This is a genomic window from Kribbella amoyensis, assembly GCF_007828865.1.
GTDB lineage: Bacteria > Actinomycetota > Actinomycetes > Propionibacteriales > Kribbellaceae > Kribbella > Kribbella amoyensis.
This window is the reverse complement of the sequence record NZ_VIVK01000001.1, coordinates 5,938,592-5,965,285: the sequence shown is the minus strand read 5'-3', so window position 1 is coordinate 5,965,285 and position 26,694 is coordinate 5,938,592. Positions and strand designations below refer to the sequence as shown.

The following is a 26,694-nucleotide window of genomic DNA, read 5'->3' as shown; positions in this document are numbered from 1 at the left end:
AGCAGCGGTGAGTGGACAACGTTGGGACATGGGTAAGGACACCCTGAGCACCCTTTCCAAGAAGACGGGCACCAACACCCAGGATCTCGGTGGACTGGTGAAGAAGCTGGCCGCCGCGGCCCAGCCGCTGGAAGGCAAGATCCAGGGCTCCGGGTACCAGGCGTTCCAGAGCTTCAAGGGCCGGGTCGACGGCATCGCCGCGGACCTGAACGCCGGCCTCGCCGCGATCGCCAAGGGCCAGGCCGGCATGGACGCCGCGACCCGGACCGGTGAGAGCGACATGGCCCAGGCCGCCAAGAAGGCCGAGGGCGCGGCGAACTTCGACGGCGCCAAGTTCAACAAGCGCTGAGACGGGGAGAGACACAAAGATGTCGGGACGCAACAGCTACGACAGCGGCGCCAGCAGCGAGACGCAGGCGTCGATCAAGAGCCTGTCCGGCCAGATCGAGACGCTGATCGCCCAGCACAAGTCGAACGTGAAGGCCATGCGCGGCGACGCCACCATGACCAAGGTGATGGACGACTACGGCGCGGTCGAGGAGAAGTTCAACGCGGCCGCCACCGAGGTCCAGGGCATCATCAAGTCCCTGGCGCAGACGCTGGCCGAGTTCGACGGCGCCGCGGACACGGCGTTCCAGAAGGCCTCGAAGGCCGTGCAGGACATCGGCAACACCTGACAGACACAGCAAAGAGGGTGGGGCGACCGGCGCGCTGACGGCGTGCTGGTCGTGACCCTTTGCCGCGGGACGGATCGGGTACACGGGTGAGCCCTGCTCGGGGGCGTCGAGAGGTAGAGCAATGGTCAACTGGACGGTCGAAGCCACGGCGGCGATGGAGAGTCTCAAGGGGCTCCAGACGAAGGCCGGCGGCTACGAGGGGATCGGCAAGAAGCTCAGCGATTCGCTGACGACGGCCGGCGAGCAGGCGTCGATGAGCGGCAAGGGCGGTCCCATCGGGATCGCGATCAGCGAGTTCGTCGACAAGTGGAAGGACTCGCTGCCGGGCATGGTCAAGCACACCGGCGACGTCCTGAAGGGCACCGCGGACGCGCTGACCGCCCTGGCGAACGGGCACGAGGAGATGGCCCGGATTGCCCAGCGCGGCATCCAGCGCACCGACGGGGTCAGCCCGCGCCAGGTCATCCGGAACGCAGCGGCCGCGGCCGCGCCGAAGCCGCCGCGCAACGCGGTCTGATCGGGGGAACCACGCCATGATCAAGCCCGAGGGCATCCCGAAATTTCTCGGTGACCTGACCAGGGTCAGCGCCGCGGCCACCGACCTGAGCGAGGTCGGCGGCGAGATCGTCAAGATCGCGCAGGACCTGGAGCTGACCTTCCGCAACGGCATGAACGCGCACTACACCAAGGGTCCGGAGAAGGACCGGCTGGTGGACGCGATGCTGCCGGTGAAGGAGGAAGGCGAGAAGTTCGGACCCGAGCTCACCAAGGTCAGCGGCGCGCTGCACACCTTCGTCGAGGAGGTGCAGAAGCACGTCACCGACCTGAAGAACGTCCGGACCCGTGCGTACAACTTCATCAAGAAGGTTGGGAACACGCCCGAGGACGAGATCGACGACAACGAGGACTGGGTCAACGAGGAGAACCAGCTCCACAAGGACCTGCAGGCCGCGCAGGACGGCATCAGCGGTGCCGAGACGCGGTGTGCGAACAAGATCGCCGCGCTGTACGGCGGCCGCAAGTGGGACGAGGCCAGCGGTCACCGTGACGGCGACCCAGAGCCGGAGCCGGTGGACGAGGACAAAGAGCCGCCGTGGGGCAAGCCGCTCGAGTACGACGCCCCGTGGTACGAGGACTGTGTCGACTTCGTCGGCGGGGTGCTCAAGGGCATCTTCGTCGACGGCCTGCTCGGCACCCTGGACGCGCTCACCACGCTGATCCCGATCCAGCCGCTGCTGAAGTCCCTCGGCGTGAACTCCATCTTCGGCTACGAGCTGAAGGGCTGGAGCGACTGCGGGAACGCCTGGAAGGGCGTCGGCCTGACCCTCGCCTCGGCGGCGATGTGGGCCATCCCAGGTGCGAACCTGCTGATGCACACGATGTTCCCCGAGACCGCGGCGTACCTGGACAATGTCGGCCTGACCGTGCTGAAGGGCATGGTCGCCTGGGACATGTGGGGCGAGGATCCGGGGCGAGCTGTCGGCCAGCTGGGCTTCAACATCATCACGACGGTCGGTACCGGTGGTGCCGCCGGCGCCGTTCGCGGTGCGGCCATCGCCGGCAAGTACGGCGGTATGGCGGCCAAGGTCGCCAAGGGCGTCGACGTCGGCATGAACGTCGCCAACAAGTTGCGCCCGGGTCAGCTCGCGATCAACACCGCGCTCAAGCTGCCCAAGGTCAGCGACCTGGTCATCAAGGTCGGCAACACCCCGGTGATCGGCGGAATGGCCAAGTTCAGCGGCCTGGACATTCCCACCTCCAAGGGGGGAGGTCTGCCCAACGTCGGCCGCGTCGACACCCCGAGTGTGTCCGCTCCCGACCACACCCCTGCCTCGGTCGGCTCGCACAGCTATGGCGACTCGAGCCCGTCGTCGCACAGCAGCAGCCCGTCCGGCGGCTCCGACGTACCGTCCGGCCACTCGTCGTCCCCGGGCGATTCGAGCCCGTCGTCGTCGCCGGGCGATTCGAGCCCGTCGTCGCCGGGGGATTCGGCTCCGGCCACCCCGACGAACCGCGACGCGACCCCGTCGTCCCCGGACAGCCCGAGTTCCCACAGCTCGGACTCGCCGTCCACCTCGCACGGGTCGGACTCTCCGTCGAGCCACAGCTCCGATGCGCCGGCTTCACGCAGCTCCGACTCGCCGTCGAGCCACAGCTCGGACGCGCCGGCCTCGCGTGGTTCGGATTCGCCTTCGACCTCGCACGCTTCGGACTCTCCGTCGACTTCGCGCGGGTCGGACTCGCCGTCGTCGCACAGCTCGGACAGCAGCCCGGCGAGCCATGGGTCGGACGCGCCGTCGAGCCGCAGTTCCGACGCGCCGTCGACGCACAGCCCGGACGGGTCGCCCTCGGGTACGCCGACCCACGCCGACGCTCAGACCACCCCGAGGACCCACACCCCGGACGGACCGTCGACCCGTACGCCCGACGCCCCGCACACCCCGGACGCGCCGCGCACCCACACGCCCGACGCCCCGACCCGTACCCCGGACGCACCCGCGGCCCACACCCCGGACACCCCGCGCACGCACACGCCGGACGCGCCGCGTACCCACACTCCGGATGCGCCGCACACGCCTGACGCTCCGCGGACGCACACCCCGGACGCGCCGGCCCGAAGCCACATCGATTCGCGCCTGCACCCGGATGGTCCGCCGACCCATGGTCCGAGCCGGATCCCGGAGCGGCTGAACCCGGACAGCCACACGCCGGACGCGCCGCCCCCGGGTCACATCGACTCGCGCCTGCACCCGGACGGTCCGCCCACCAGCGGTCCGAGCCGGATCCCGGAGCGGCTGAACCCGGACAGCCACACGCCGGACGCACCGCCCCCGGGCCACATCGACTCGCGCCTGCACCCGGACGGTCCGCCCACCAACGGCCCGAGCCGGATCCCGGAGCGCCTGAACCCCGACGGCCACACTCCGACCCGTACGCCGGACGGCCCGACCCACACGCCCGACGCGCAGACCCGCACGCCGGACGCCCCCACGCGTACACCGGACGGGCCGACGCACACCCCGGACGCCCCGACGCCGCGCGGAGCCGACACCCCGCCGGTAGTCGCCCCGCACGTCGGCCCCGGCCGGGCAGGCGGTCCCGACACGCCGCACGGCACCACACCGCACAACCCGAACCAGCCGCACAACCCGAACCAGCCGCACAACCCGAACCAGCCGCACAACCCGAACCAGCCCAACCAGCCGCAGGCGCCCGCACAGCCGCCTCGCCCGGTCGGACGTCCCGGACAGCAACGGCATGACGTGGATCCGGCCCGGTACAGCCCGAAGGACACGTTCGGCCGGCTGCTGAAGAAGCTGAAGGCGAAGGTCGGCGACAATCCGCTGAAGAACGTCGCGGAGTGGATCCGCGAGGGCAACCCGCATTTCAAGGGCGGCAAGGGCCACCCGAGCGCGACCAACAACTGTGGTGACAACTCGCGTGCCTTCGCCGACACCCTGCAGGGTGGCGAGCCGCGTCTCGCCAACCGCGACCTGCAGATGGGCTACGACAAGAACGGCAAGTGGGGTCCGACGCCGGGTGAGCGTCAGGAGATGTACGAGTACACCGGTGTCCGGCCGGACGCCATCCAGGTCCGGGACCCCCACGGGCGACCGATCGACCCGAGGACGCTCCAGCCAGGACCGGGCCGTGACGCGGCCGCGCATGACTACACGGTCGGCGCCTACCGGGCGATCTTCAACGAGCTGCGTAACCAGCCGCCGGGAACGGTCGCCATCATCGGCGGTAGCTGGGCGCGGAAGGCCGCGGACAGCCCTGTCAGCGGGCACTGGTTCAACGCGTTCGTCGACGACACCGGCAAGGTGAAGTGGGCGGACATGCAGTCGGGCGAGGTCTCGGACTTCCCGCCGCAGTACACGGCCGTGTTCGACGAGCTCGAGGTGATGACACGTCGGCCGGGTGGGGACTGGCAGTCTCCGATTGCCCCGAGCCACAAGGTCGACGGCATCAACCAGGTGCCCAACCCGTGGCCGGCGAACCATCCTCAGCGGCCGAGCTGGCAGCCCCAGTTCCCCCAGAACCCGCCGCACCAGCCGGCCTACCCACCGCACAACCCCCAGCAACCGCATGCTCCGCAACAGCCGCATGCCCCGCAGCAGTACCCGAACGCCCCGCAACAGCCGCATGCCCCGCAGCAGTACCCGAACGCCCCGCAACAGCCGCATGCTCCGCAGCAACACCCGCATGCGCCGCAGCAGTACCCGAAGGGGCCGCAGCAGTACCCGAACGCCCCGCAACAGCCGCATGCCCCGCAGCAACACCCGCATGCGCCGCAGCAGTACCCGAACGGGCCGCAGCAGTACCCGAACGCCCCGCAACAGCCGCATGCCCCGCAGCAGTACCCGAACGCCCCGCAACAGCCGCATGCTCCGCAGCAACACCCGCATGCGCCGCAGCAGCCGCATGCTCCGCAGCAACACCCGCATGCGCCGCAGCAGTACCCGAACGGGCCGCAGCAGTACCCGAACGCCCCGCAACAGCCGCATGCCCCGCAGCAGTACCCGAACGCCCCGCAACAGCCGCATGCCCCGCAGCAGTACCCGAACGCCCCGCAACAGCCGCATGCCCCGCAGCAGTACCCGAACGCCCCGCAACAGCCGCATGCTCCGCAGCAGCCCCACGCTCCGCAGCAGCAGTCGCATGCTCCGCAGCAGTACCCGCATGCGCCGCAACACCCGCAGCAGCCGCATGCGCCCCAGCAGTACCCGCAGCAGCCCCACGCTCCGCAGCAACACCCGCATGCTCCGCAGCACCACCCGCATGCTCCGCAGCACCACCCGCATGCTCCGCAGCAGCCGCAGTACCCGCATACGCCGCAGCAGCAGCACCCGCATGCTCCGCAGCACCACCCGCATGCTCCGCAGCAGCAGCACCCGCATACCCCGCAGCAGCAGCACCCGCATACCCCGCAGCAGCACCCGGCACAGCCGCACACGCCGATGCCGCACCAGCAGCCGCACACCCCGCAGCAGCCGCACGCACCGCAGGCGTCTTCGCATCAGCGGTCCCCCGAGGGGGAGCGTCCGCGGGATCCGCGGGAGGACTTCATGGATCGGCGTGAGCCGGTTCGTGAGCGGAACCCCGAGGGGGAGCGTCCGCGGGATCCCCGGGAAGACTTCATGGACCGGCGTGAGCCGCGTCCGGAGACTCCGCAACCGCCGACGCGGCAGGGCAATCCTGACCTGCCCGACCCACGACAGATCCCGGACCGGCTGCACCCAGATGGTCCGCCGGCGCCGCATGACCCGAACTGGCTCGACAACCGGCTGAATCCGGATGGTCCGTCGGCGCCGCACCCGGATGCTCCGGCGGCACCGCGTGACCCGAACAGATTCGACGACCGGCTGCACCCGGACGGTCCGCCCGCGCCGCACGACCCGAACTGGGCCGACAACGCGCTGCACCCGGACGGTCCGCCCGCGCCGCATGACCCGAACTGGCTCGACAACCGGCTGAATCCGGATGGTCCGTCAGCGCCGCACCCGGATGCTCCGGCGGCACCGCGTGACCCGAACAGATTCGACGACCGGCTGCACCCGGACGGTCCGCCCGCGCCGCACGACCCGAACTGGGCCGACAACGCGCTGCACCCGGACGGTCCGCCGGCGCCGCATGACCCGAACTGGCTCGACAACCGGCTGAATCCGGATGGTCCGTCAGCGCCGCACCCGGATGCTCCGGCGGCACCGCGTGACCCGAACAGATTCGACGACCGGCTGCACCCGGACGGTCCGCCGGCGCCGCATGACCCGAACTGGCTCGACAACCGGCTGCACCCGGACGGTCCGCCCGCACCGCACGACCCGAACTGGGCCGACAACGCGCTGCACCCGGACGGTCCGCCCGCACCGCATGACCCGAACTGGCTCGACAACCGGCTGAACCCCCGGCCGGACACGCCGCACTCCGGCGCGCCCGTTCACCAGCCGCCGAGGGACGACTGGGGTTCGGCCCCGGACAACCCACCGCACAACCCCGCGAACGACACCCCGGCGACGCCCGACCGGACGCCTGACACCCCGGACAAGAAGGCGGACACCCCACCCGACACCGCCGCAAACCAGGCGGAAGCCCCCGGCAGTTCCCAGGCCGGCGATCAGGACTGGACGCCGAGCCCGGAGAAGTTCGGTATCACCAAGAAGGAGGGGTTCGACCCCGCCTTCCACCACAAGGCGCTGGGTGACCAGTTCGATCCGCGGGTGCACGACGCCGACGGCACGTTCTCGGTCGAGGAACGCGCGATCGCGGACACGGTCCACGAAGAGCGTGGCTGGCGGGTCGACGCCCGCCCGCCGGACCACACGGTCGCGGGCCGGAAGAACCCCGAGTGCATGACCCGCAAGTCGCCGGAGCACGACGGCACCGTCACCGAGTACAAGACGCTGCGGCCGGAAGACGCGGGCGACGACGCGTCGGTCGCCGTGCGGCGGAACATCGGGACCGCGTCGAAGCAGGTACCGCCGGGCGGCGAGATCGTCATCGACGGCCGCAAGGTCGGTCTCACCGAGGAGGACGCTCGCCGGGGGTTCGTGCGGGCGGCCGGGCAGCCGCACAGCAAGATGGTCTCGACGGTGCACATCATCGTGGCCGACGGCCGGATGCTGACTTTCGTGAAGGAGGGCTGATGCGCGCGCGGGAGTACCTGTACGTGCGGACGACGGAGCCGGTGGCGGCTGAAGCGGAGTACCTGCGGAAGCTGTACGACCTGGAGCCGATCCCGGACGGGGCGGACGAGCCGGACGAGATCGGGCTGCGCGGCCCGGCCCGGACGGCCGACGCAACGGTCGGGTACGAGATCCAGCCGAACACCTACGTCGTGTTCGAGCCGGAGCCGCAGGAGGTGCAGGCGATCGACGGGTACCCCGTCGAGATCGCCGTCTGGCTCGGCCGGGACGAGGGCACCCAGCGCCAGGAGGCGCGGCTCGTCTTCGAGGACCACGTGCGCACCCGCCCAGATGTTCCGGTGCTGCTCTGTCACGATGTCAGCGCACTCATCGCGGCGTACCTGCCGGAGAAGGGTGTGTACGACTTCCCGCCCGGAACGACGATCGACGCGGCCCACCAGGACCGGTGGCGCGACTGGGCGCTGGCGTGAGCATGGCGCGAGGAGAGGACTGAAGGTGGCAGACGAGATCGACCAGGCCGTGCTGGCGCAGGCCCGGCAGACGTTGGCGGACTGGGTCAACGAGAACGCGGACGAGGACGACGAGCGGATGGACGCCGACTCGTTCGCCGGGTGGCAGGCCGGGACGCAGGACGAGTTCTTCGTGTTCACCTCGCCTGGCGGCTACACCAACATGCTGTACCTGGTCGGTGAAGGCGTCGTACACCCGTTCTCGTACGCGACCGAGACGCTCGAGTACGCCGTGGCCGCGGCGCGGGCCGAACGCGACGGCACCGAGCCCCCCGAGCGCCCGGGGCCGGCGATCACCTGGGAGAACTGGAACGAGGAGTAGGACCAGACGGACGAACCGGGGCCTGGCTGGTGCGGCCCCGGTTTTGCTGTCAGCGGTTGAGGAAGCGGCGCCAGGCCGACGTTCGCAGGGCCTTTGGGAGGGCTACCGCGGGGGAGTGGTCCAGGGTGACCGGTAGTTCCGCGAGGAGTTCGCCGACGAGCCAGTAGACGCCGGGGCTACAGGGGTCCTGGGCCTCGTCGTGGGACTTGGCGACCCAGCGGGCGAAGGAGTCCGCCCGGGCCTGCATGTCCTCGCGGCGATCCACCGGGCAGACCGCGAGCAGGTCGGTCGACGGGACGGCGAGCAGGGTGCCTCGGCCCTTGCCCGCGTTCGGGAGGTGCCGGTCGTGGTCGACCAGGGCCATGCCGACGGTCTGGTCGCCGGGGCGGCTGAGTACGGACCAGGGCAGGTCGTCGACGGGTTCGAGGGTGAGGCCGGCGAGGTTCTCCAGGGTCAGTTCGAGGCCGGACGGGCGGTCGGGCAGGTGGAGTCCGTGCATCACCCGGCGGACCTGGGTGAGCCGGTGCCAGCCGGATCCGACCTGCAGGCCGAAGACGATCTCGAAGTACCGGCCGAACGGGACGCTGAGTCCGGCCAGCAGGCTCGGCCGACCGGCGGACCAGCCCTGCCGGCGGAGGGTCGCGCGCTGCCGGGACACCACGTCGCCGTACAGGTGTTCGTCGGTGGCGATGCCGATCTCGTCGACGACGGCGCGGAGCCAGTCGTCGACCGTGCGCGGCCAGAGGTGATGAGGTTGCTCACGGCATCGATCGACGAGCTCGGCCAGACCGACCTCGGCGCTCGAGGTCAGACCACCGCGGCTCCAGTGCAGCTTGACGATCGGGCCGGCCGGGTCGAGTTCGGCGTCCGGCAGCAGCACCGGCAACAGGTCCGCGACCAGGTCCAGAACCTGCCGTCCGTCGAACGGTGTCTCGGTCATCGAAATGAGCCGCCTCTCCACTAGAGTCCGGTGCAGCATGCCATCTGAGGCGTTCACGTGCAGTCGAGGGGCCGGTCGGCTCAGCTGAGGAGAGAAAGTGTCGACACGACTCGTGCACCGCCCGGCGCGGAGCACCCGGAGTATCGACACCGGGCAGCCGCGGGTCATCGAGACTCCGCCGCCCGGCGCGCGCGGCAAGGCCGGTGGCAACCCGATGCAGGCGCTGATGCCGGCCGTCGGGGTGCTCGGCTCGGTCGGCATGATGAGCACGATGCGGACCGGGATGTCCGCGGTGATCGGTGTCGGGGTGTTGTTCCTCACCTTGGTCGGCACCTTCGGGATGGCGTTCTCGCAACGCGGCCGGGCCGGCAAGGAGAGCCGCGAGCAGCGCAACCGGTACCTGGACTACCTCGAGCGGCTGCGCGACGAGTTCGGCAAGATGGAGCGCGAGACCCGCAAGCAGGCACTCGCCCTGAACCCGCCGGCCGACGCGCTCGTCGACGCGGTGCGCGACCCGGCCCGGCTCTGGGAGCGGCGCCGCAGCGACCCCGACTTCCTGCTGGTGCGCTGCGCGACCGGGCGGATGCCCGTCGTCCCGGCGACCCTGGCCTCGTCCGGTTCGATGATGGACCCGCCGGACCCGTTCATGATGGCCGAGGCGGAGGCGCTGGCCCGCCGGTTCGCGCTGATGCCGGACATGCCGTTGACGATCCCGCTGGACCTGTCCGGCAACGTCAGCATCGTCGGCGACCGTGACGGCGTGGTCCGGATCGCCCGGGCGCTGCTGCTGCAGGCCGCGGTCTTCCACGCGCCCGAGGACCTGGAGATGGGCGCGAGCTTCCCGCCGTCGGCGCTGGACCTGTGGCAGTGGATCGGCTGGCTGCCGCACGCGGTCGACCCGGAGCGCCGCGAGGGCCCGCACCCGTTCCGCCGGATCGCCGCCAAGCCCGCCGAACTGGCCGACCTGATCCGCGACGAGGTCGCCGCCCGGGCGAACCTGGCCAGCGAGGCGAAGCGCGGTTCGCTCGGCGACCAGCGCCGGATGCTGCAGCGCCTCCTGGTCCTGCACGACACGTACGGCGACGTCGCCACCGAGGTCACCACGGCGGACCCGACGCTGAGCGCCGGTGACGTCGGCGTGACGGTGCTGCACCTGGTCCAGGACCGGATGCAGGAGCCGAGCAACGTGGCGATCCGGGTCACCGTCCAGGACGGCGAGGTCCTGGTCGAGGACCTGCGCGGCGGTGGGTACATGACCGCGCAGGGCCGGCTCGACGACACCCCGCTGGCGACGGCCGAGGGGTTGTCCCGCACGCTGGCGCCGCTGCGGCTGTCCGAGGAGTCGCTGGAGGAGGACGCGTCGCTCAAGACCGTCGACTTCATGGGCCTGCTCGGCATCGAGGACCCGGGCGCGGTCGACCTGGACACGATGTGGCGGCCGCGGCACGAGCGCGCGTTCCTGCGCGTCCCGCTCGGCATGGACAGCCACGGCCAGCCGGTCGTACTGGACCTGAAGGAGTCCGCCCAGCTCGGTATGGGTCCGCACGGTCTCTGTATCGGTGCGACCGGTTCCGGTAAGTCCGAGGTACTCCGCACGCTCGTCATGGGCCTGCTCGCGACGCACTCGCCGGAGGACCTGGCGATGGTGCTGATCGACTACAAGGGTGGTGCCACGTTCGCGCCGTTCGACGGCGTCCCGCACGTGGCCGGCATCATCACCAACCTGGTCGACGACCCGAGCCTGACCGAGCGCGCGTACGCGAGCCTGGCGGGCGAGGTGCAGCGCCGGCAGCAGATGCTGAAGGACGCGGGCAACGTCGCCAACATCACCGACTACCGGTTGCTGCGCCGGCAACGACCCGAGCTGCCGCCGTACCCGCACCTGTTCGTGCTGATCGACGAGTTCGGTGAGCTGCTCACCGCCCGGCCGGACTTCATCGACCTGTTCCTCTCGATCGGCCGGATCGGCCGGTCCATCGGCGTCCACCTGCTGCTCGCCAGCCAGCGCGTCGAGGGCGGCAAGCTGCGTGGTCTGGAGACCTACCTGTCGTACCGGCTGGGTCTGCGCACGTTCTCCGAGGAGGAGAGCCGGACCGTGCTCGACACCGACGACGCGTTCCACCTGCCGCCGCTGCCGGGTTTCGGGTACCTCAAGGTCGACACCAGCGTGTACCAGCGGTTCCGCGCGGCGTACGTCTCCGGGCCGTACAAGGGCCGCGTGGTCGCCGAGGAGGAGAAGGCCGCCGACGGTCCCGCCGTCCGCCCGTACCTGGTCACGCCGTACCAGCAGCCCGACCTGGAGAAGCTGGCCGCGGAGGACAAGAAGGACGAGGACAAGGACGACTCCACCGAGCGGTCCACCGGGCCGACGGTGCTCGGCGTGTTCGTCGACCAGGTGAAGCCGGCCGCGACCGCGGTCCCGCAGGTCTGGCTGCCGCCGCTGCCGAAGGTCTGCACCCTGGACCAGGTCGGCGGCCCGGTCGACATCACCGCGGCCCGCGGTCTGCAGTTCGCCGTCCAGGCCCCGCCGATGGCACCCGCGGTCGGTGTGATCGACGACCCGCGCAAGCAGAGCCAGAGCGTCTACCGGATCGACCTGACCCGGGCCGGCGGCCATTGCGCGCTGATCGGCGGACCGGCGTCCGGCAAGACCACCTTCCTGCGCACGATCGTCTCGTCGCTCGCGCACAGCTACACGCCGCAGGAGGTCGCGGTGTACGCGATCGACCTGGCCGGCGGTGGTCTGCAGCCGCTGGCCGACTTCCCGCACGTCGGTGGGGTCGCGATCCGGACCGACCGGGAGAAGATCCGGCGCACGCTCGAAGAGGTCCGCGGCATGCTGGACGAGCGCGAGCTGGTCTTCCGCGATCGCGGCATCGACACGATGGAACGGCTGCGCGAGCTGCACGCGAGCGGCCAGGTCCCGGAGCTGCCGGTCGCCGACGTGGTGCTGGTGCTGGACAACTACGGTGCGATCAAGACCACCTTCGACGACCTCGAAGAGCCGATGAGCGACCTGATCCAGCGCGGCAGCAGCTACGGCATCCACGTCGTCATCACGATGCTGCGCTGGAGCGACGTCCGGATGGCCACCCAGGCGCTGTTCGGCACGGTGCTCGAGCTGCGGCTCAACGACCCGACCGACTCGAACATCGACCGCCGGCTGCAGGAGACGATGCGCAACGCCGGAGCGGGCCGCCTCCTGACCCCTGGGAAGAAGCTGTTCGCGCAGCTCGCGCTGCCCCGGGTGGACAGCCTGCTGCAGGACGACGACCTCAGTAACGCGATGCAGGGCCAGGCGCTCGCGCTCGGCTCCGCGTGGCAGGGTCCCGGCGCGCCGAAGGTCCGGATGCTGCCGTACCGGCTGGAGCGCAAGAGTCTGCCGAACCCGCAGACCGAGGCGGTCAAGGTACCGATCGGCCTGGACGAGACCGCGATGGCGCCGGTGCTGCTCGACCTGTTCGAGCGCGACGGCAACCTGGTTATCTTCGGCGACACGGCCTCCGGTAAGACGAACCTGCTGAAGCTGGTCATGCAGCAGCTGATCGACCGGTACAGCTCCGACGAGGTGGTGTTCGCGGTGATGGATCCGCGGCGCGGCCTGCGCGGGTTCCTGCCGGACAAGTACCTCGGCGGCTACGCGACCAGCGGCCGGGTCGGCGCCGGCCTGGCCACGGGCGTCGCGGGCGAGCTGGAGAAGCGGCTGCCGGACGACCTGAGCGACGCGGCCCCCGCGCCGGTCGCCGGGCCGAAGGTGATCGTGGTCGCGGACGACTACGACCTGCTCACCAGCGGCGGCCAGGCCCCGATGGACGCGTTCCTGCCGTACATCGCGTCCGGCCGCGACATCAGCCTGCACTTCGTCATCGCGCGCCGGGCCAGTGGCGCCGGCCGCGCGCTGTACGAGCCGTTCCTGACCACGGTGATGGAGAGCGGGACGGCCGGGCTGGTGCTCTCCGGCGACAAGGGCGAGGGCGCGCTGTTCACCGGTGCGACGCCGGGCAACTTCCCGGCCGGCCGCGGACTGTTCGTCCGCCGTGGTGAGCGGCCGTCGCTGATCCAGACCGCACTGGCGGACGGTACGACGTCCGCCCCTGAGGGAGAAGGCGGAAACAAGTGAGCTACGACGTGGTGGCGCTGATCGACGGCAGACCGTCGTACCAGGACGTGCTGGCGGGGATGGTCGCCGCCGGGCCGGACTGGCTGGTCCGCGACGTGTCCGACGGCGCCGTACTGCAGCTGTGCGACCCGCAAGGTCAGCCGCTGGCCTCCTTGGAGGCGCCGATCCTGATCCAGGTCCCTGGCGAGGTGGAGCGGCTGCTCGGCCCCGAGGTCGCCGACGTGCCGACGCCGGTGTGGTGGATGGAGGTCCGGGCGAACCCGCAGGACGGCGGCCCCGAGCTCGCCGACCGGTACGCCGCGACCCTGGTCGAGCGGCTCGGTGGCCGGGTCTGGAAGCCGGCCCCGCCGCCGTTCAACCCGCCGCCCGGCACCACCGGTGCCGACGCGGCGCCGGCCGCCGCCCAGAACGATGCTGGAGGCAACAATGCCTAACCCGGTCGAGCTCAGTCCGGCGATCGACCTGTGGACCGACAAGGTCGTCGTGATCATGCAGGACCGGCCGGTCGTCGGGATGTCCGCGTGGCTGGTGGACGCGCTCGCCGCGGCCGAGGCGGCCGGTCTCGGCGTCCAGCTGGTCACCCCGGCCACGACCCGGCTGACGTTCGCGGTCCGGACCACGCTGTTCAGCAGCCGCGAGTCGCGCTGGGTGGTCACCGAGCCGAACGGCGAGGGCGCGTACGACGGTCTGGGCGGGTCCAAGCTGCAGTGGAACGGCGAGATGTTCGCCGGTGTCGCCGCCGGGGAGCAGGACAAGGTCGACATGAGCCCGACCTTCGTCGCGGTCGACCTGGAGCTGCCCTGGCAGTTGCTGGTCACCGCGCGGTTCCGGTACCAGGCGCTGGAGTCGACCGTCGTCGGCAAGGCCGCCGAGCGGCTGTTCACCGAGCTGACCGGCGTCGCGCCGGCCGGCTGGGGTACCGCCGAGCCGGTCACCCAGCCGTGGAACGTAGGCCAGCTCACCTCGTACTGCCGCCGCCGCGCGCCGAAGCCGACCTGGCTGTCTGTGGTCGGTGGCAAGGACGGCCTGAGCGCGACCGGTTCGGTCGAGATCCACCGCCGCCCGGCCGGGCTGGAGGAGGTCATCACGATGGCCGTCGCCACCCCGGACGGCCTGCCGACGCCGGACGACGTCCGGAAGGTGGGGGAGCGGCTGGCGAACTCGTTCACGCTGGTGTCGTTCTTCGCCCAGGGCGCCCGCGGCAACGGGGAGGACACCAACGAGATCCCGCACTGGACCGGCGTCCCGGCGCCGATGGCGATGGCCGTCGGCAGCGACGCGCTGGAGTCCGGCGGGCTGGCGAAGGCGATGGACCTCGGCGACGCCGTCGAGATCGTGCCGGAGAAGATCGGCCCGGCCGCCGCGCCCGTCGTCTGGTACCCGATCGGTGACGGCAAGAACCAGCTGGACTGGAACAAGTACAGCGCGCTGCTCGGCCGGCTGGTTCCGCCCGGCGCACCGGTCGGGGCGTAGGACCATCAAGTTGTTGTTGGCAACGATCAGAGAGGTGTGACGGGTGGCTGCGGTCTACAGCCGGGTGACGATCATCGGGCGGCAACGCCAGATGGACGCCGTACTGCCGGTCGACGAGCCGTTGGGCCGGCTGATGCCGGACCTGCTGCGGATGCTCGGCGAACCGGTCGATCCCTCCCCACGGCGCCGGTACCTGACCACGCCGACCGGGCAGACGGTCTCGCTCGAGCTCACCCTGGGCTCGGCGCAGATCGGTGACGGTGCCGTGCTGCGGCTGGCGGCCGAGGGCGAGGTCCCGCCGCCGCCGACCGTGTACGACGTGGCCGAGGAGGCCGTCGACGACCTCGAGCGGCGCGGCACCACCTTCCAGCGCAAGCACCGGCACTGGGCCTCGGGCGCGGCGTTGATCTTCGCCCTGCTCGCGGGCGCGATCGCGCTGGCTCGCGCGACCCAGGCCGACGTGGCCGCGTTCATCCTGCTCGTGGTCGCCATCATCACCGGCCTGGGCGGTGTCGTGCTCGGCCGCGCCGGGCAGAAGACGACCGCGATCACGCTGCTGATCGTGACCCCGGTCCTGCTCGCCGTCGTCGCCTGGAACCTCGGCCTCTCCGAGGACTGGTCGACGCCGATGCGGGCCGGTCTCACCGCGCTCGGCCTGGCCCTCGGCCCGCTGCTGTTCGCGATGGCCGGACTGGCCGGTGGTGGCCTGGTCGGTGGCGGTACGGCGCTGACCTTCGCGGTGATCTGGATCGTCGGCGTCGCGGCCGGCGTGTCCGCGGACAAGCTGAGCGCGTTGATCGCCGTGGTGGCCGTGCTGCTGCTCGGTGTGCTGCCGCGGCTCGCGCTGTCGATGTCCGGGCTGACCGCCCTGGACGACACCCGCGCTCGTGGCAAGGAGGTCGGGCGCCCGGACGTGGAGGCCGCGCTGAACGCCGCCCACGTCGGCCTGGCGTTGTCCGCGACCGCGATCGCGCTCTGGTCCGCCGCGGCCGGTGTCGTGCTCGCCCTGCACGGATCCGCCTGGACCGTGAGCATCGCGGCCCTGCTGGCGCTGCTGTTGTGTGCCCGGTCACGGCTCTACCCGCTGGCCGCGGAGGTGCTCGGGCTGTTCGCCGCGGCCGCTGTCGTGGTCGCCGCGCTGGTCCAGGATCTCTCCCAGGAATCGGTGGGTGGCACACTGGTAGCAGTCGGGCTGCTCGTGGTGGTGGCGATGGTCGGTGCGTTCGGCCTGAGCTGGACGCCGCAGGACCACGTGCAGGTCCGGCTCGGCCAGGTCCTGGACCAGATCCAGGTACTGGCCGTGGTCGCGCTGGTCCCCTTGGTGCTCGGTGCCTTCGGGGTGTTCAGCGATCTGCTCGACGTCTTCTGATCGGATGGTATGACCGGGCCGAACTGGCAGGCGGACATGATGAACCGCCTCGACGACGATTCGGCGGCGGCCGGTACTTCCGCCGCGCCCACCCCGCCCGCTGCTGAGGCGGACACGGCGCAGCAGCCTGCCCAGATGCCGGAGGCCGCTGCGCCCGAGCCGACGATGGCGCCGCCTCCTCGGCCGTCCGGTGGAGGCTGGGGCGCCCCGGTACCACCGGAGCAGCAGCAGCCACCTCAGTACCAGCAGGGGCCAGCTCAGGGTCAGGGGCAGTATCAGCAGGGGCCGCCCCCGCAGCAGTATCAGCAGCAGCCGCCCCAGCAGTCGTACGGTCCGCCGTCGCAGCAGCAGCACTACCCGCCGCAGCAGTACAACCAAGGTGGGTACCAGCAGCAGTACGCGCCGCCGCCTCCGCAGCAGCCGCAGTACCAGCAGCAGTACGACCCGAACTACGGGCCGGGGTACCCGCAGTACCAGCAGCCGCCGGTGCAGCAGTACGAGCAGCAGCAGTTCGAGCAGCCGCCGTACGGTGGAGCGCCGCAGCAGCAGCCTGCGCCGTACGAGCAGCCTTATCAGCAGCAGTACGCCCCGCCGCCGCAACAGCAGCAGTACCAGCAGCAGCCGCCGCCGTATCAGCAGCAGCAACCACCGCCGTCGCAGTACGGACCGCCGCCGCAGCAGTACCAGCAGCAGCAGCCGCCGTCAGGTGACGGGAGCTGGAACCAGCCGCAGGACTCCGGCGGCTGGGACACGCCGACGGCCGACAGCGGACCGACCGAGCACGCCTACACCCCGGCGTACCACGACCCGCTGGCCGGACCGTTGCCAGTGGCAAGCGACTCGGTGGGGTTGCAGCACGAGGACCGGGCCGGAGCGGGAGCGTTCTTCCGCCGGATCGGGCGGTTCGCGGCCGAGGCGGCGTACATCGCCGGCGCGTCCGGGCGGATGCAGCGCGATGTGGAGAACATCGCGTTGATCCGGCGCCCGATCGGGATCGGCCGGATGATCGGCGTGATCGGTCCGGTGCCGCAGAGCGGGACGTCGACCGTCACGGCGCTGATCGCGGACGCCTTCGCCTCGCAGCGGTCCGACCTGGTCCTGGCCGTCGACGCCTGCCCGCGCGAGGGCAAGCTGACGCACCGGATCGACCAGGGCATCGCCAACACCCCGGGATCGCGGGTCCAGCTGGCCCGCGCCGAGCCGACCGGTGAAGCGATCAGCGAGGTCCTTGCCTCCCGCAACGTCGGCGGGGCGAACCAGATCCCGCTCTCACTGGTCGACTGCCCGGCCGGCCTGTACGACGAGGCCACCGCGTACGTCGCGGGCGCGGCACACGCCGTCGCGCTGGTGATCCCGTCCAACCGGGACGACGCGCTGGCCAGCATCAACCAGCTGGACCAGCTCAGCTCGGCCGGTCAGCAGATGCTGGTGCAGAAGGGCCTGGTCATCATCGCGGAGAACCAGCCGGACGACCCCGAGCCGGTCCGCTGGCTCCAGTCGGCCGTCTCCGACCGCGGTATGGGCTACGTGGTCCTGCCGTACGACGCGCACCTCGCGAACGCCTGGCCGATGCGCCCGGACCGGCTCGAACCGGCGACCCGGCGCGCCGTCCTCGAGCTCGCCGCCCGCCTGGTCCAGCGCGCCACCCGCTGACCCGGTGCGCCGACGCGGCAGCGGGTCAGCTGTGTTGGTGGTGGACGCGGCTGATCTACGCCTCGGCTGAACCGTTCACGGGATCAGGTCGTTTGTCCGGGTAGGGCCCGATTTGGTCGGGTCGGGTATGAAGGCAAATAGCAGAGCGTTCAACTATTCCGAGCACAGCTCCTGGAGGTCCAGATTCATGAGCGACGACAGCACGGCCGAAGCGACCCCGCTGACCGACAGTCTGCGTGACCGGCGGGCGGTGCTGCGGGGTGCCGCGGTGGCCGGCCTCGCCGGAGTGAGCGTGCCGGTGCTCGCCGCGTGCGGTGAGGACGGCGGTTCGAGCGGCGCCGGGTCGGACCCGACGTCGGCACCGTCCGGCGCACCCTCGTCCGCGCCGTCGAGCGCCCCGTCCAGCGCGCCGACCAGCGGTGGCGGCGGGGGAGCGGTCCTCGGCCCGGTCTCGGACGTCCCGGTCGGCGGCGGCAAGATCTACCCCGACGCGAAGCTGGTGGTGACCCAGCCGACGGCCGGTCAGTTCAAGGGCTTCACGGCCGTCTGCACCCACATGGGTTGCCTGGTCAGCAAGGTGGAGAACGACACCATCGACTGCAACTGCCACGGCAGCAAGTTCAGTACGAAGGACGGCAGCGTGGTGAACGGTCCGGCCGACAGCCCGCTCGCGGCGGCGAACGTCACCGTCGACGGCAACAACATCCTCGGCCCGGCCTGACACGGGGGAAGGGCCCGGCCGTCGAAACGGTCGGGCCCTCGGGTTCCCTGCGGCCCGGTGAAGTGGGAGGACCGGGTCTAGCGCCGGGAGATCAGCGCTGGGCGCTCGGGTCCACCGCACCTACGAACAGCAGCTTGTTCGGGGAACCGGTGCCCGGGTCGCCCACCTTGTCCGGCGTCGCCGCACCGAGCAGCGCGGTCGCCACGTCGGCCGGCTTCGCGTCCGGGTGGTCGGCCAGGTAGAGCGCGATGCCGCCCGCGACGTGCGGGGTCGCCATCGAGGTACCGCTCATCTTCGCGGTCGCGTCCGGGCTGGTGATGCCGACCGACTCGACGTCCACGCCGGGGGCGAACAGGTCGACGCACTTGCCGAAGTTGGAGAACTGCGCCTTGCCGTCCTGGTCGTCGGTCGCGCCGACCGTGATAGCGCTCGGCTCCTTGGCCGGCGAACCGCCGCAGGCGTCCGAGCTTTCGTTGCCAGCAGCAACGGCGTAGGTGACGCCGGCGTCGATCGAGGACTTCACCGCGGCGTCGAGCGCCTCGTCGGCCGGACCACCGAGGCTCATGTTCGCCACGGCCGGCTTCTTGGCGTTCTTCGTCACCCAGTCGATCCCGGCGACGACGGTCTCGGTCGAGCCGGAGCCGTTGCAGTCGAGCACCCGGACACCGAACACCTTGGCGGCCTTGGCCAGGCCGTAGGTCTCACCGGCGATGGTGCCGGCGACGTGGCTGCCGTGTCCGGCGCAGTCGATCCCTTCCTGGCCGTCGCCGACCGTGTCGGTGCCGACCGACGCGCGGCCGCCGAAGTCCTTGTGCTCGGGGTAGATGCCGGTGTCGATCACGTAGACGTTCACGTTCTCGGCGGTCGACGCGGCCTCGTACTTCTTGTCCAGCGGCAGGTCGCGCTGGTCACTGCGGTCCAGGCCCCACGGCGGGTCGTCCTGGTTCGCGGTGAACTTCTGGTTCTGCTGGACGAACGCGACCCGCGAGTCGCCGGCCATCTTCTGGGCCTGCTCCTCGGTCATGGACGCCGAGAAGCCGTGCACGGCCGCGGTGTACTGCTGCCGCACCTTCGCGTCGTACGAGGTCGCCAGGCTCTGCGTGGTCGCCCGCGTGGACGCGGCGGACCGGCTGTTGGCCAGGACGACGACATAGCTGCCCGGAATCGCCGCCTGGCTGCCGGCACCGCGGATGGCGGTGCTGGGGGCAGGGGTGGCCTCGTCGGCGTCACTCGCGGTGGCGGTGAAGACGAGACCGGACACGGCGAGCGCGGATGCCGCTGCGGCGCCGAGGACGGCCCGCGCACGGCGCGGGCTGAGGAATGGGGACATGGGCGGAACTCCCTCGAGTCAGCGCAAGGCCGGGTGCCTCACGCACGGTCCTGCACGTCAACCCTGAGCGAAAAGTTACGCACCGCGCTCATCCCAGCTCGTGATACCCCGGGAGATATGGGTCAAGTTGCAACACGATCGCCGGACGGCCGTGAAGCCGATCCCTTGCCCCGCTCAACGACGACTGCCAGGTCAAGAACCCTGCCGCGCCTGGTGGTTGGCGTGCTTGCGGACCACGAACTCGTACGCCGCGTCGATCAACGGCTGGAGCTCGGCGAGAGTCTCGGCAGACGGCGACAGCACGCAGATCCAGTACTGCGGGCCGTAGACGGGGTGCGGCATCACGGTGTCGAGCCGGGTGTGGTCGACGTCGGCGGGCGGCTCCGGGAAGAGGGATCGGTACAGCGGCTTGGGCAGGCCGAGGTTGAGCCGGTAGACGCCCGGGCGGTCCAGGTCCGAGTCGGAGTCGTAGCTGTCGGCGGTCACGACGGTGGCGAACGGCTGCCGGCGTTCCGGCGGGAGATCGCCGGCCGGGTCGTAGACGAAGAAGCTGTCGCCGTTGGCTTCGAGCACCCGGACCCCGTCGAGGGTCAGGGCCGAGATCACTGCGTCGATGGTCATGCTTCAAGCGTCTCATTGAAGCTGCAGTAGAGACTTTTGCGCACCGAGGGACCGTCCGCGGGGGTTTGTCGGCGGGGCGAACTAGGGTGTTCGGGTGGCTGATCCGTCGTCGTACCGCCCGGCTCCGGGCTCGATCCCCGACTCGCCCGGGGTCTACCGCTTCAGCGATGCCGGCGGGCGGGTGATCTACGTCGGCAAGGCGAAGAACCTGCGGGCCAGATTGTCGTCGTACTTCCAGGATCTGGCCAACCTGCACCCGCGGACGCAGTCGATGGTCACCACCGCCGCCAAGGTGGACTGGACCGTGGTGTCCACCGAGGTGGAGTCGCTGCAGCTCGAGTACTCCTGGATCAAGGAGTACGACCCGCGCTTCAACGTGAAGTACCGGGACGACAAGTCGTACCCCTGGCTCGCGATAACCCTCAACGAGGAGTATCCGCGGGTGATGGTCGGGCGGGGGCCGAAGAAGAAGGGCGTGAAGTACTTCGGGCCGTACAGCCACGCCTGGGCGATCCGGGAGACCGTGGACCTGCTGCTGCGGGTGTTCCCGATGCGCTCGTGCAGCAAGGGCGTGTTCAACCGGCACCGCCAGATCGGCCGGCCCTGCCTGCTCGGCTACATCGGCAAGTGCGCGGCGCCGTGCACGGGCCAGGTGAGCGAGGAGGAGCACCGGCAGATCGTGGACGACTTCGCCGCGTTCCTGTCCGGCCAGACCGCGACGTACGTGCGCCGGCTGGAGAAGGAGATGAAGGCGGCCGCGGCCGAGCTGGAGTACGAGAAGGCGGCGAAGATCCGCGACGACCTGGCCGCCCTGGAGAAGGCGCTGGCCAAGAACGCGGTGGTGCTCGGTGACGGCACCGACACGGACGTGATCGCGCTGAGCGAGGACCCGCTCGAGGTCGCGGTGCAGATCTTCTACGTCCGCGGCGGCCGGATCCGCGGTCAGCGCGGCTGGATCGCGGACAAGGCGGACGGCACCGCGAGTACGGGGGACCTGGTGTCGCGGTTCCTGCAGCAGATGTACGCGGGGGAGACCGGCGACGCGATCCCGCGGGAGATCCTGGTCCCGGTGGCGCCCGGCGACGAGGAGGCGCTGGCCCAGTGGCTGACCGAGCTGCGCGGGTCGAAGGTGGCGATCCGGGTCCCGCAGCGCGGGGACAAGAAGGCGCTGATGGAGACCGTCGAGCGGAACGCCCTGCAGACGCTGACGATGCACAAGACCAAGCGGGCCAGCGATCTGACCGCGCGCAACCTGGCGCTGGAGGAGATCCAGACCGCGCTCGATCTGCCCGAGGCGCCGCTGCGACTGGAGTGCTACGACGTCTCCAACCTGCAGGGCACCGAGGTGGTCGCCTCGATGGTGGTGTTCGAGGACGGCCTGCCCCGCAAGAGCGAGTACCGGCGGTTCGTCATCCGCGGTGTCGACGGGCAGAACGACGTGGCCTCGATCGCCGAGGTGCTGACCCGGCGGTTCAAGCGGATGCTGGACGAGCGGTCCACGCTGAGCGACGACGAGGACCCGACGGCGAACCTGGTGGACCCGGAGACCGGCCGGGCGAAGAAGTTCTCGTACGCCCCGGGCCTGGTCGTCGTCGACGGCGGTCCGCCGCAGGTGGCGGCCGCGCGGCAGGCGATGGACGAACTCGGCCTCGGCGACATCCCGGTCTGCGGGCTGGCCAAGCGGCTGGAGGAGGTCTGGCTGCCCGACGACGAGGACCCGGTGATCTTCTCCCGGACCTCCGAAGGGCTGTACCTGCTGCAGCGGCTGCGCGACGAGGCGCACCGGTTCGCCATCACCCACCACCGGAACCGGCGCTCCCGGTCGATGGTGGAGAGCGTGCTCGACGAGGTACCAGGTCTCGGCGAGGTCCGGCGCAAGACGCTGCTGCGGCACTTCGGTTCGCTGAAGAAGCTGCGGCAGGCGACGCTCGACGAGGTGGCCGCGCTGCCCGGGTTCGGGCGGCGGACCGCGGAGTCGGTGGTCCTCGCGGTGAACGCTGCCGCAACGAAGGCCGACACGGGCCGGGCCCCGGCGATCAACATGGCCACGGGCGAGATACTGGACGACGACGGCCCGGAGCCTGCCGGGCCGCCTGACGGGGAGAACTGAACTGCTGATGGACGAGTCGAGCGGCAATCTCATCATCGTGTCCGGGATGTCGGGCGCGGGCCGGAGCTCGGTCGCGGACGTGCTCGAGGACCTGGGCTGGTTCGTCGTGGACAACCTGCCGCCGATGTTCCTCACCACGATCGTCGAACAGGTCGTCGGGACCGGTGCCTCACCCCGGCTCGCGGTCGTCGTCGACGTGCGGACCGGGATGTTCTTCGACGAGCTCGGGTCCGCGATCCAGGACCTGCGCACCAAGGGGTACCGGCCGTTGACGCTGTTCCTGGAGGCGTCCGACGACGTGATCGTGCGCCGGCAGGAGTCGGTCCGCCGGCCGCACCCGTTGCAGGGCGAGGGCCGGCTGCTGACCGGGATCCAGCGCGAACGCGAACTGCTCGGCGACATCCGGGCCGGCGCCGACCTGGTGATCGACACCTCGAACCTGAACATCCACCAGCTCGCCGCGAAGATCGTGAACGCCTTCGGCGACGAGGAGAACGTCGAGCTGCGCGCGACCGTGGTGTCGTTCGGGTTCAAGTACGGCATCCCGGTGGACGCCGACGTGGTGGCCGACATGCGGTTCGTCCCGAACCCGTACTGGCAGCCCGACCTGCGCCCGATGACCGGCCAGGACAAACCTGTGTCAGACTTCGTCCTCGGCCATCCGCTGGCCCAGCAGTTCCTGCAGAACTACGTGGACGTGCTGGACACCCTGCGGACCGGCTACCTGAACGAAGGCAAGCGGTTCGTCACGGTCGCGATCGGCTGCACCGGTGGGAAGCACCGGAGCGTCGCGATGGCCGAGGAGATCGCGAAGCGGCTGCGGGAGAAGGGGTCACCGACCTTGGTCGTGCACAGGGATCTGGGGCGGGAGTGACGCGAGCCCCACGCGTCGTCGCACTGGGCGGAGGGCACGGCCTCGCCGCCTCCCTGTCCGCCCTCCGGCAGGTCACGGACCAGCTGACCGCGGTGGTCACGGTCGCGGACAACGGCGGATCGTCGGGACGCCTCCGGCGTGAGCTGGGCGTCCTGCCGCCGGGCGATCTGCGGATGGCGCTGGCCGCGTTGTGCCGCGACGACGAGTGGGGACGGACGTGGGCCGACGTCCTGCAACACCGGTTCCGCAGTGACGGCGAGTTGCACGACCACGCGGTCGGGAATCTGCTGATCGTCGCGCTCTGGGAGCTGCTGGGCGAGGCCGTCGACGGTCTCGACTGGGTGGCCCGGCTGCTCGGCGCCCAAGGACGTGTGCTGCCGATGTCGGCCGTACCGCTCGACATCACGGCGCGCGTGATCGGCCTGGATCCCGTGCATCCGGAGGCGGTCACCGAGATCCGCGGCCAGGCCGAGGTGGCGACGACGGAGGGCCAGGTGGTCGACGTCGCGCTCGATCCGGCCGACCCGCCCGCCTGCCCGGAGGCGCTGGTCGCGGTCGCGGAGGCCGACTGGGTCGTCGTGGGTCCCGGGTCCTGGTTCACCTCGGTGATCCCGAACCTGCTGGTCCCCGCGTTGTCCCGCGGACTGCAGGAGACCACGGCCCGCCGGCTGCTCACGTTGAACCTCGGCGAGCAGAAGGGCGAGACCGACGGCTTCTCGCCCGAGACGCATCTCGAGGTGCTCGCCGCGCACGCCCCGGAGCTACGGATCGACGTCGTTCTCGCGGACGAGGGCCACGTCCCGGATCCGGCCTCGCTCCGGCGGACCGCGGACTCGCTGGGCGCCGAGTTGGTGGTGGCCGACATCGCCGACGACGAGCGCCAGCTGCACCACGATCCGGCCAAGCTGGCCAAGGTGTATCGCGAGGTCTTCGGTTAGTCACCGTAACCGCCGGCGGCCGGCGGGAGTTGGTTCGATGGTGGACGAGGGTCTTTGACAGCGGTGGGAGGATTTCTGCATGGCGATGACAGCACAGGTGAAGTCCGAGCTGACCAGCATCCAGGTCACCAAACCCTGCTGCCGGAAGGCCGAGGTCTCGTCGGTCCTGCGGTTCGCGGGCGGCCTGCACCTGGTGTCCGGCCGGATCGTGGTGGAGGCCGAGCTGGACAGTGCCCGGGCCGCCCGCCGGTTGCGCAAGGACATCGCCGAGATCTTCGGGCACCCGTCCGAGGTCGTGGTCATCTCGCCGTCCGGGATCCGCAAGCAGACCAAGTACGTGGTCCGCGTGGTCCGCGACGGCGACGCGCTGGCTCGGCAGACCGGTCTGGTCGACAACCGTGGTCGCCCGGTCCGTGGTCTCCCGCCGGCGGTGGTGTCGGGCGCGTCCTGTGACGCGGTGGCCGCGTGGCGGGGTGCGTTCCTGGCGCACGGTTCGCTGACCGAGCCTGGCCGGTCCTCGTCGCTCGAGGTGACCTGCCCTGGTCCGGAGGCGGCGCTGGCCCTGGTCGGTGCGGCTCGGCGGCTCGGCATCGGTTCGAAGGCGCGCGAGGTACGGAACGTCGACCGCGTGGTGATCCGCGACGGTGACGCGATCGGCGCGCTGCTCACCCGGCTGGGCGCGCACGAGTCCGTGCTGGCCTGGGAGGAGCGCCGGATGCGTCGCGAGGTGCGCGCGACGGCGAACCGGCTGGCCAACTTCGACGACGCCAACCTGCGCCGGTCCGCCCGGGCGGCGGTCGCCGCGGGCGCCCGGGTGGAGCGCGCGCTGGAGATCCTCGGCGACGACGTCCCGGACCACCTGCAGGTGGCCGGCAAGCTCCGCCTGGAGCACAAGCAGGCCAGCCTCGAGGAGCTCGGCCAGTTGCACGAGCCGGCCCTCACCAAGGACGCGGTGGCCGGCCGGATCCGCCGCCTGCTGGCGATGGCCGACAAGCGCGCCTCCGACCTCAACATCCCTAACACCGAAGCCAACCTGACCCCGGACATGCTCGACCCGGCCTGACCGTTCCCACGGTCGCCTGGGGTGCCGGGCGTACGGAATGCGATGCGGGCGGTGGAGTGCCGACTTCACCAGCCGCACAACTGGTATTCAACTCACGGCCCTGGGGCTTCCCCGGGGCCGTGCCGCGTCGGGGTGGTCTGCTGGCTGGCCTTCCCGGGCCTCCGGCTGGTCTGATGTGGACGGTACCAGTGGATCAAGTGGGCTGTTGAGCTAGTGTCTGCACTGAAGCGGCAGTGCTCGAAAGCTATTTTTGAGGAGACGCAGTCCCGTGACCGTTCGCGTAGGTATCAACGGCTTCGGCCGGATCGGCCGTAACTTCTTCCGCGCCGTGCAGGCGTCCGGTGCCGACATCGAGGTCGTCGCCGTCAATGACTTGACCGACAACCAGACCCTGGCCCACCTGCTGAAGTACGACTCGATCCTGGGCCGTTTCCCGGGCGACGTCACCGCGACCGAGGACGACATCACCGTCGCCGGGCACAGCATCAAGGCGTTCGCCGAGCGCGACCCGGCCAACCTGAAGTGGTCTGATGTGGGCGCCGACGTGGTGATCGAGTCCACCGGCTTCTTCACCGACGCCACCAAGGCCAAGACGCACGCCGACAACGGCGCCAAGAAGGTCATCATCTCCGCCCCGGCGAAGAACGAGGACCTGACCGTCGTGATGGGCGTGAACCACGACCTGTACGACGCCGAGAAGCACACCGTGATCTCGAACGCGTCCTGCACCACGAACTGCCTGGCCCCGATGGCCAAGGCGATCCACGACGCGTTCACGATCGAGCAGGGTCTGATGACCACGATCCACGCGTACACCCAGGACCAGAACCTGCAGGACGCGCCGCACAAGGACCTGCGCCGCGCCCGCGCCGCCGCGCTGAACATCGTGCCGACCTCCACCGGCGCCGCCAAGGCGATCGGCCTGGTCCTGCCGGACCTCAAGGGCAAGCTCGACGGGTACGCCCTGCGGGTTCCGACCCCGACCGGCTCGGCCACCGACCTGACCGTGAACGTCGGCCGGGAGACCTCGGTCGAGGAGGTCAACGCCGTCGTCAAGGCCGCGGCCGAGGGCCCGCTGAAGGGCTTCCTGCGGTACACCGAGGACGAGATCGTCTCCACCGACATCGTCACCGACCCGGCCTCCTGCATCTTCGACGCGGGCCTGACCAAGGTGCTCGGCAGCCAGGTCAAGGTCGTCGGCTGGTACGACAACGAGTGGGGCTACTCGAACCGCCTCGTCGACCTGGTCAACCACGTCGGCGCGTCGCTCTGACGATTCCCCACAGCTTGCGTCCGGAGAGCCTGGTGCTTCTTCGGGCGCAAGCGC

At 70.7% G+C, this 26,694-nt stretch carries 20 protein-coding genes; 17 read left to right on the top strand and 3 right to left on the bottom strand.

Features of this window, described 5'->3' with window-relative positions; translation table 11 throughout:
* Positions 1-28 precede the first annotated feature (28 nt).
* The 6 genes from FB561_RS27875 (at position 29) to FB561_RS27850 (ending at position 8,155) form a co-directional block, all read left to right on the top strand.
* Positions 29-349: a hypothetical protein gene (locus tag FB561_RS27875; RefSeq protein WP_145811743.1), complete on the top strand. Its 321-nt coding sequence runs from the start codon at positions 29-31 to the stop codon at positions 347-349.
* Between the two features lie 19 nt (positions 350-368).
* Positions 369-677, top strand: coding sequence for a hypothetical protein (locus FB561_RS27870; RefSeq protein WP_145811741.1), 309 nt, complete (start codon positions 369-371; stop codon positions 675-677).
* A 121-nt stretch (positions 678-798) separates the two neighbouring features.
* On the top strand, positions 799-1,194 hold the full coding sequence (locus tag FB561_RS27865) for a DUF6507 family protein (protein WP_145811739.1): 396 nt from the start codon (positions 799-801) through the stop codon (positions 1,192-1,194).
* A gap of 16 nt (positions 1,195-1,210) precedes the next feature.
* On the top strand, positions 1,211-7,324 hold the full coding sequence (locus FB561_RS27860; RefSeq protein WP_145811737.1) for a toxin glutamine deamidase domain-containing protein: 6,114 nt from the start codon (positions 1,211-1,213) through the stop codon (positions 7,322-7,324).
* On the top strand, positions 7,324-7,794 hold the full coding sequence (locus FB561_RS27855) for a hypothetical protein (RefSeq protein WP_145811735.1): 471 nt from the start codon (positions 7,324-7,326) through the stop codon (positions 7,792-7,794). Before FB561_RS27860 ends, FB561_RS27855 begins: the two co-directional genes overlap by 1 nt.
* Positions 7,795-7,819: 25 nt before the next feature.
* Positions 7,820-8,155, top strand: coding sequence for a hypothetical protein (locus FB561_RS27850; RefSeq protein WP_145811733.1), 336 nt, complete (start codon positions 7,820-7,822; stop codon positions 8,153-8,155).
* A gap of 49 nt (positions 8,156-8,204) precedes the next feature.
* Here FB561_RS27850 and FB561_RS27845 read toward each other — a convergent pair whose 3' ends face one another.
* Positions 8,205-9,095 carry a hypothetical protein gene (locus tag FB561_RS27845; protein WP_145811731.1) on the bottom strand — a complete coding sequence of 297 codons (891 nt, stop codon included), beginning with the start codon at positions 9,093-9,095 and terminating at the stop codon, positions 8,205-8,207.
* A gap of 97 nt (positions 9,096-9,192) precedes the next feature.
* Here FB561_RS27845 and eccCa point away from each other — a divergent pair, with 97 nt between their 5' ends.
* The 6 genes from eccCa to FB561_RS27815 all read left to right on the top strand — a co-directional run bounded on the left by eccCa (position 9,193) and on the right by FB561_RS27815 (position 18,431).
* Complete coding sequence (gene eccCa, locus FB561_RS27840; RefSeq protein ID WP_145811729.1) at positions 9,193-13,215, top strand: type VII secretion protein EccCa; 4,023 nt, start codon at positions 9,193-9,195, stop codon at positions 13,213-13,215.
* The gene (locus FB561_RS27835) at positions 13,212-13,649 is read left to right on the top strand and encodes a hypothetical protein (protein ID WP_145811727.1); all 438 of its coding nucleotides are present in this window, start codon (positions 13,212-13,214) and stop codon (positions 13,647-13,649) included. Before eccCa ends, FB561_RS27835 begins: the two co-directional genes overlap by 4 nt.
* A complete protein-coding gene (locus FB561_RS27830) occupies positions 13,642-14,688 on the top strand; it encodes a DUF6177 family protein (protein ID WP_145811725.1) in 1,047 nt (348 codons plus the stop codon). Before FB561_RS27835 ends, FB561_RS27830 begins: the two co-directional genes overlap by 8 nt.
* 43 nt (positions 14,689-14,731) lie before the next feature.
* Positions 14,732-16,057 carry a type VII secretion integral membrane protein EccD gene (gene eccD / locus FB561_RS27825; RefSeq protein ID WP_145811722.1) on the top strand — a complete coding sequence of 442 codons (1,326 nt, stop codon included), beginning with the start codon at positions 14,732-14,734 and terminating at the stop codon, positions 16,055-16,057.
* A 9-nt stretch (positions 16,058-16,066) separates the two neighbouring features.
* Positions 16,067-17,710 (top strand): MinD/ParA family ATP-binding protein, encoded by a 1,644-nt coding sequence (locus FB561_RS27820; RefSeq protein ID WP_145811720.1) that lies wholly within the window; start codon positions 16,067-16,069, stop codon positions 17,708-17,710.
* 187 nt (positions 17,711-17,897) lie between these two features.
* Positions 17,898-18,431, top strand: a complete 534-nt coding sequence (locus FB561_RS27815) for a Rieske (2Fe-2S) protein (protein WP_145811718.1) — start codon at positions 17,898-17,900, stop codon at positions 18,429-18,431.
* Between the two features lie 91 nt (positions 18,432-18,522).
* Here the strand turns inward: FB561_RS27815 and FB561_RS27810 are convergent, their stop codons facing one another.
* Together FB561_RS27810 and FB561_RS27805 are read right to left on the bottom strand one after the other, a co-directional pair.
* On the bottom strand, positions 18,523-19,761 hold the full coding sequence (locus FB561_RS27810) for a S8 family peptidase (protein ID WP_145811716.1): 1,239 nt from the start codon (positions 19,759-19,761) through the stop codon (positions 18,523-18,525).
* A 192-nt stretch (positions 19,762-19,953) separates the two neighbouring features.
* Complete coding sequence (locus tag FB561_RS27805) at positions 19,954-20,382, bottom strand: DUF6194 family protein (RefSeq protein ID WP_145811714.1); 429 nt, start codon at positions 20,380-20,382, stop codon at positions 19,954-19,956.
* A gap of 94 nt (positions 20,383-20,476) precedes the next feature.
* On the opposite strand from FB561_RS27805, the gene uvrC reads away from it, so the two are divergent.
* From uvrC to gap, 5 genes are all read left to right on the top strand, one after another.
* Entirely contained in the window at positions 20,477-22,492 is a 2,016-nt protein-coding gene (uvrC, locus tag FB561_RS27800) for an excinuclease ABC subunit UvrC (protein ID WP_145811712.1), read from the top strand.
* 7 nt (positions 22,493-22,499) lie between these two features.
* Positions 22,500-23,366 (top strand): RNase adapter RapZ, encoded by an 867-nt coding sequence (gene rapZ / locus FB561_RS27795; protein ID WP_145811710.1) that lies wholly within the window; start codon positions 22,500-22,502, stop codon positions 23,364-23,366.
* The gene (locus FB561_RS27790; RefSeq protein WP_145811707.1) at positions 23,363-24,304 is read left to right on the top strand and encodes a gluconeogenesis factor YvcK family protein; all 942 of its coding nucleotides are present in this window, start codon (positions 23,363-23,365) and stop codon (positions 24,302-24,304) included. The genes rapZ and FB561_RS27790 overlap by 4 nt, the downstream gene beginning before the upstream one ends.
* A 79-nt stretch (positions 24,305-24,383) precedes the next feature.
* Positions 24,384-25,367 (top strand): DNA-binding protein WhiA, encoded by a 984-nt coding sequence (gene whiA, locus FB561_RS27785; RefSeq protein ID WP_145811705.1) that lies wholly within the window; start codon positions 24,384-24,386, stop codon positions 25,365-25,367.
* Positions 25,368-25,635: 268 nt separating this feature from the next.
* The gene (gene gap / locus FB561_RS27780) at positions 25,636-26,640 is read left to right on the top strand and encodes a type I glyceraldehyde-3-phosphate dehydrogenase (protein WP_145811703.1); all 1,005 of its coding nucleotides are present in this window, start codon (positions 25,636-25,638) and stop codon (positions 26,638-26,640) included.
* Positions 26,641-26,694: the final 54 nt, after the last annotated feature.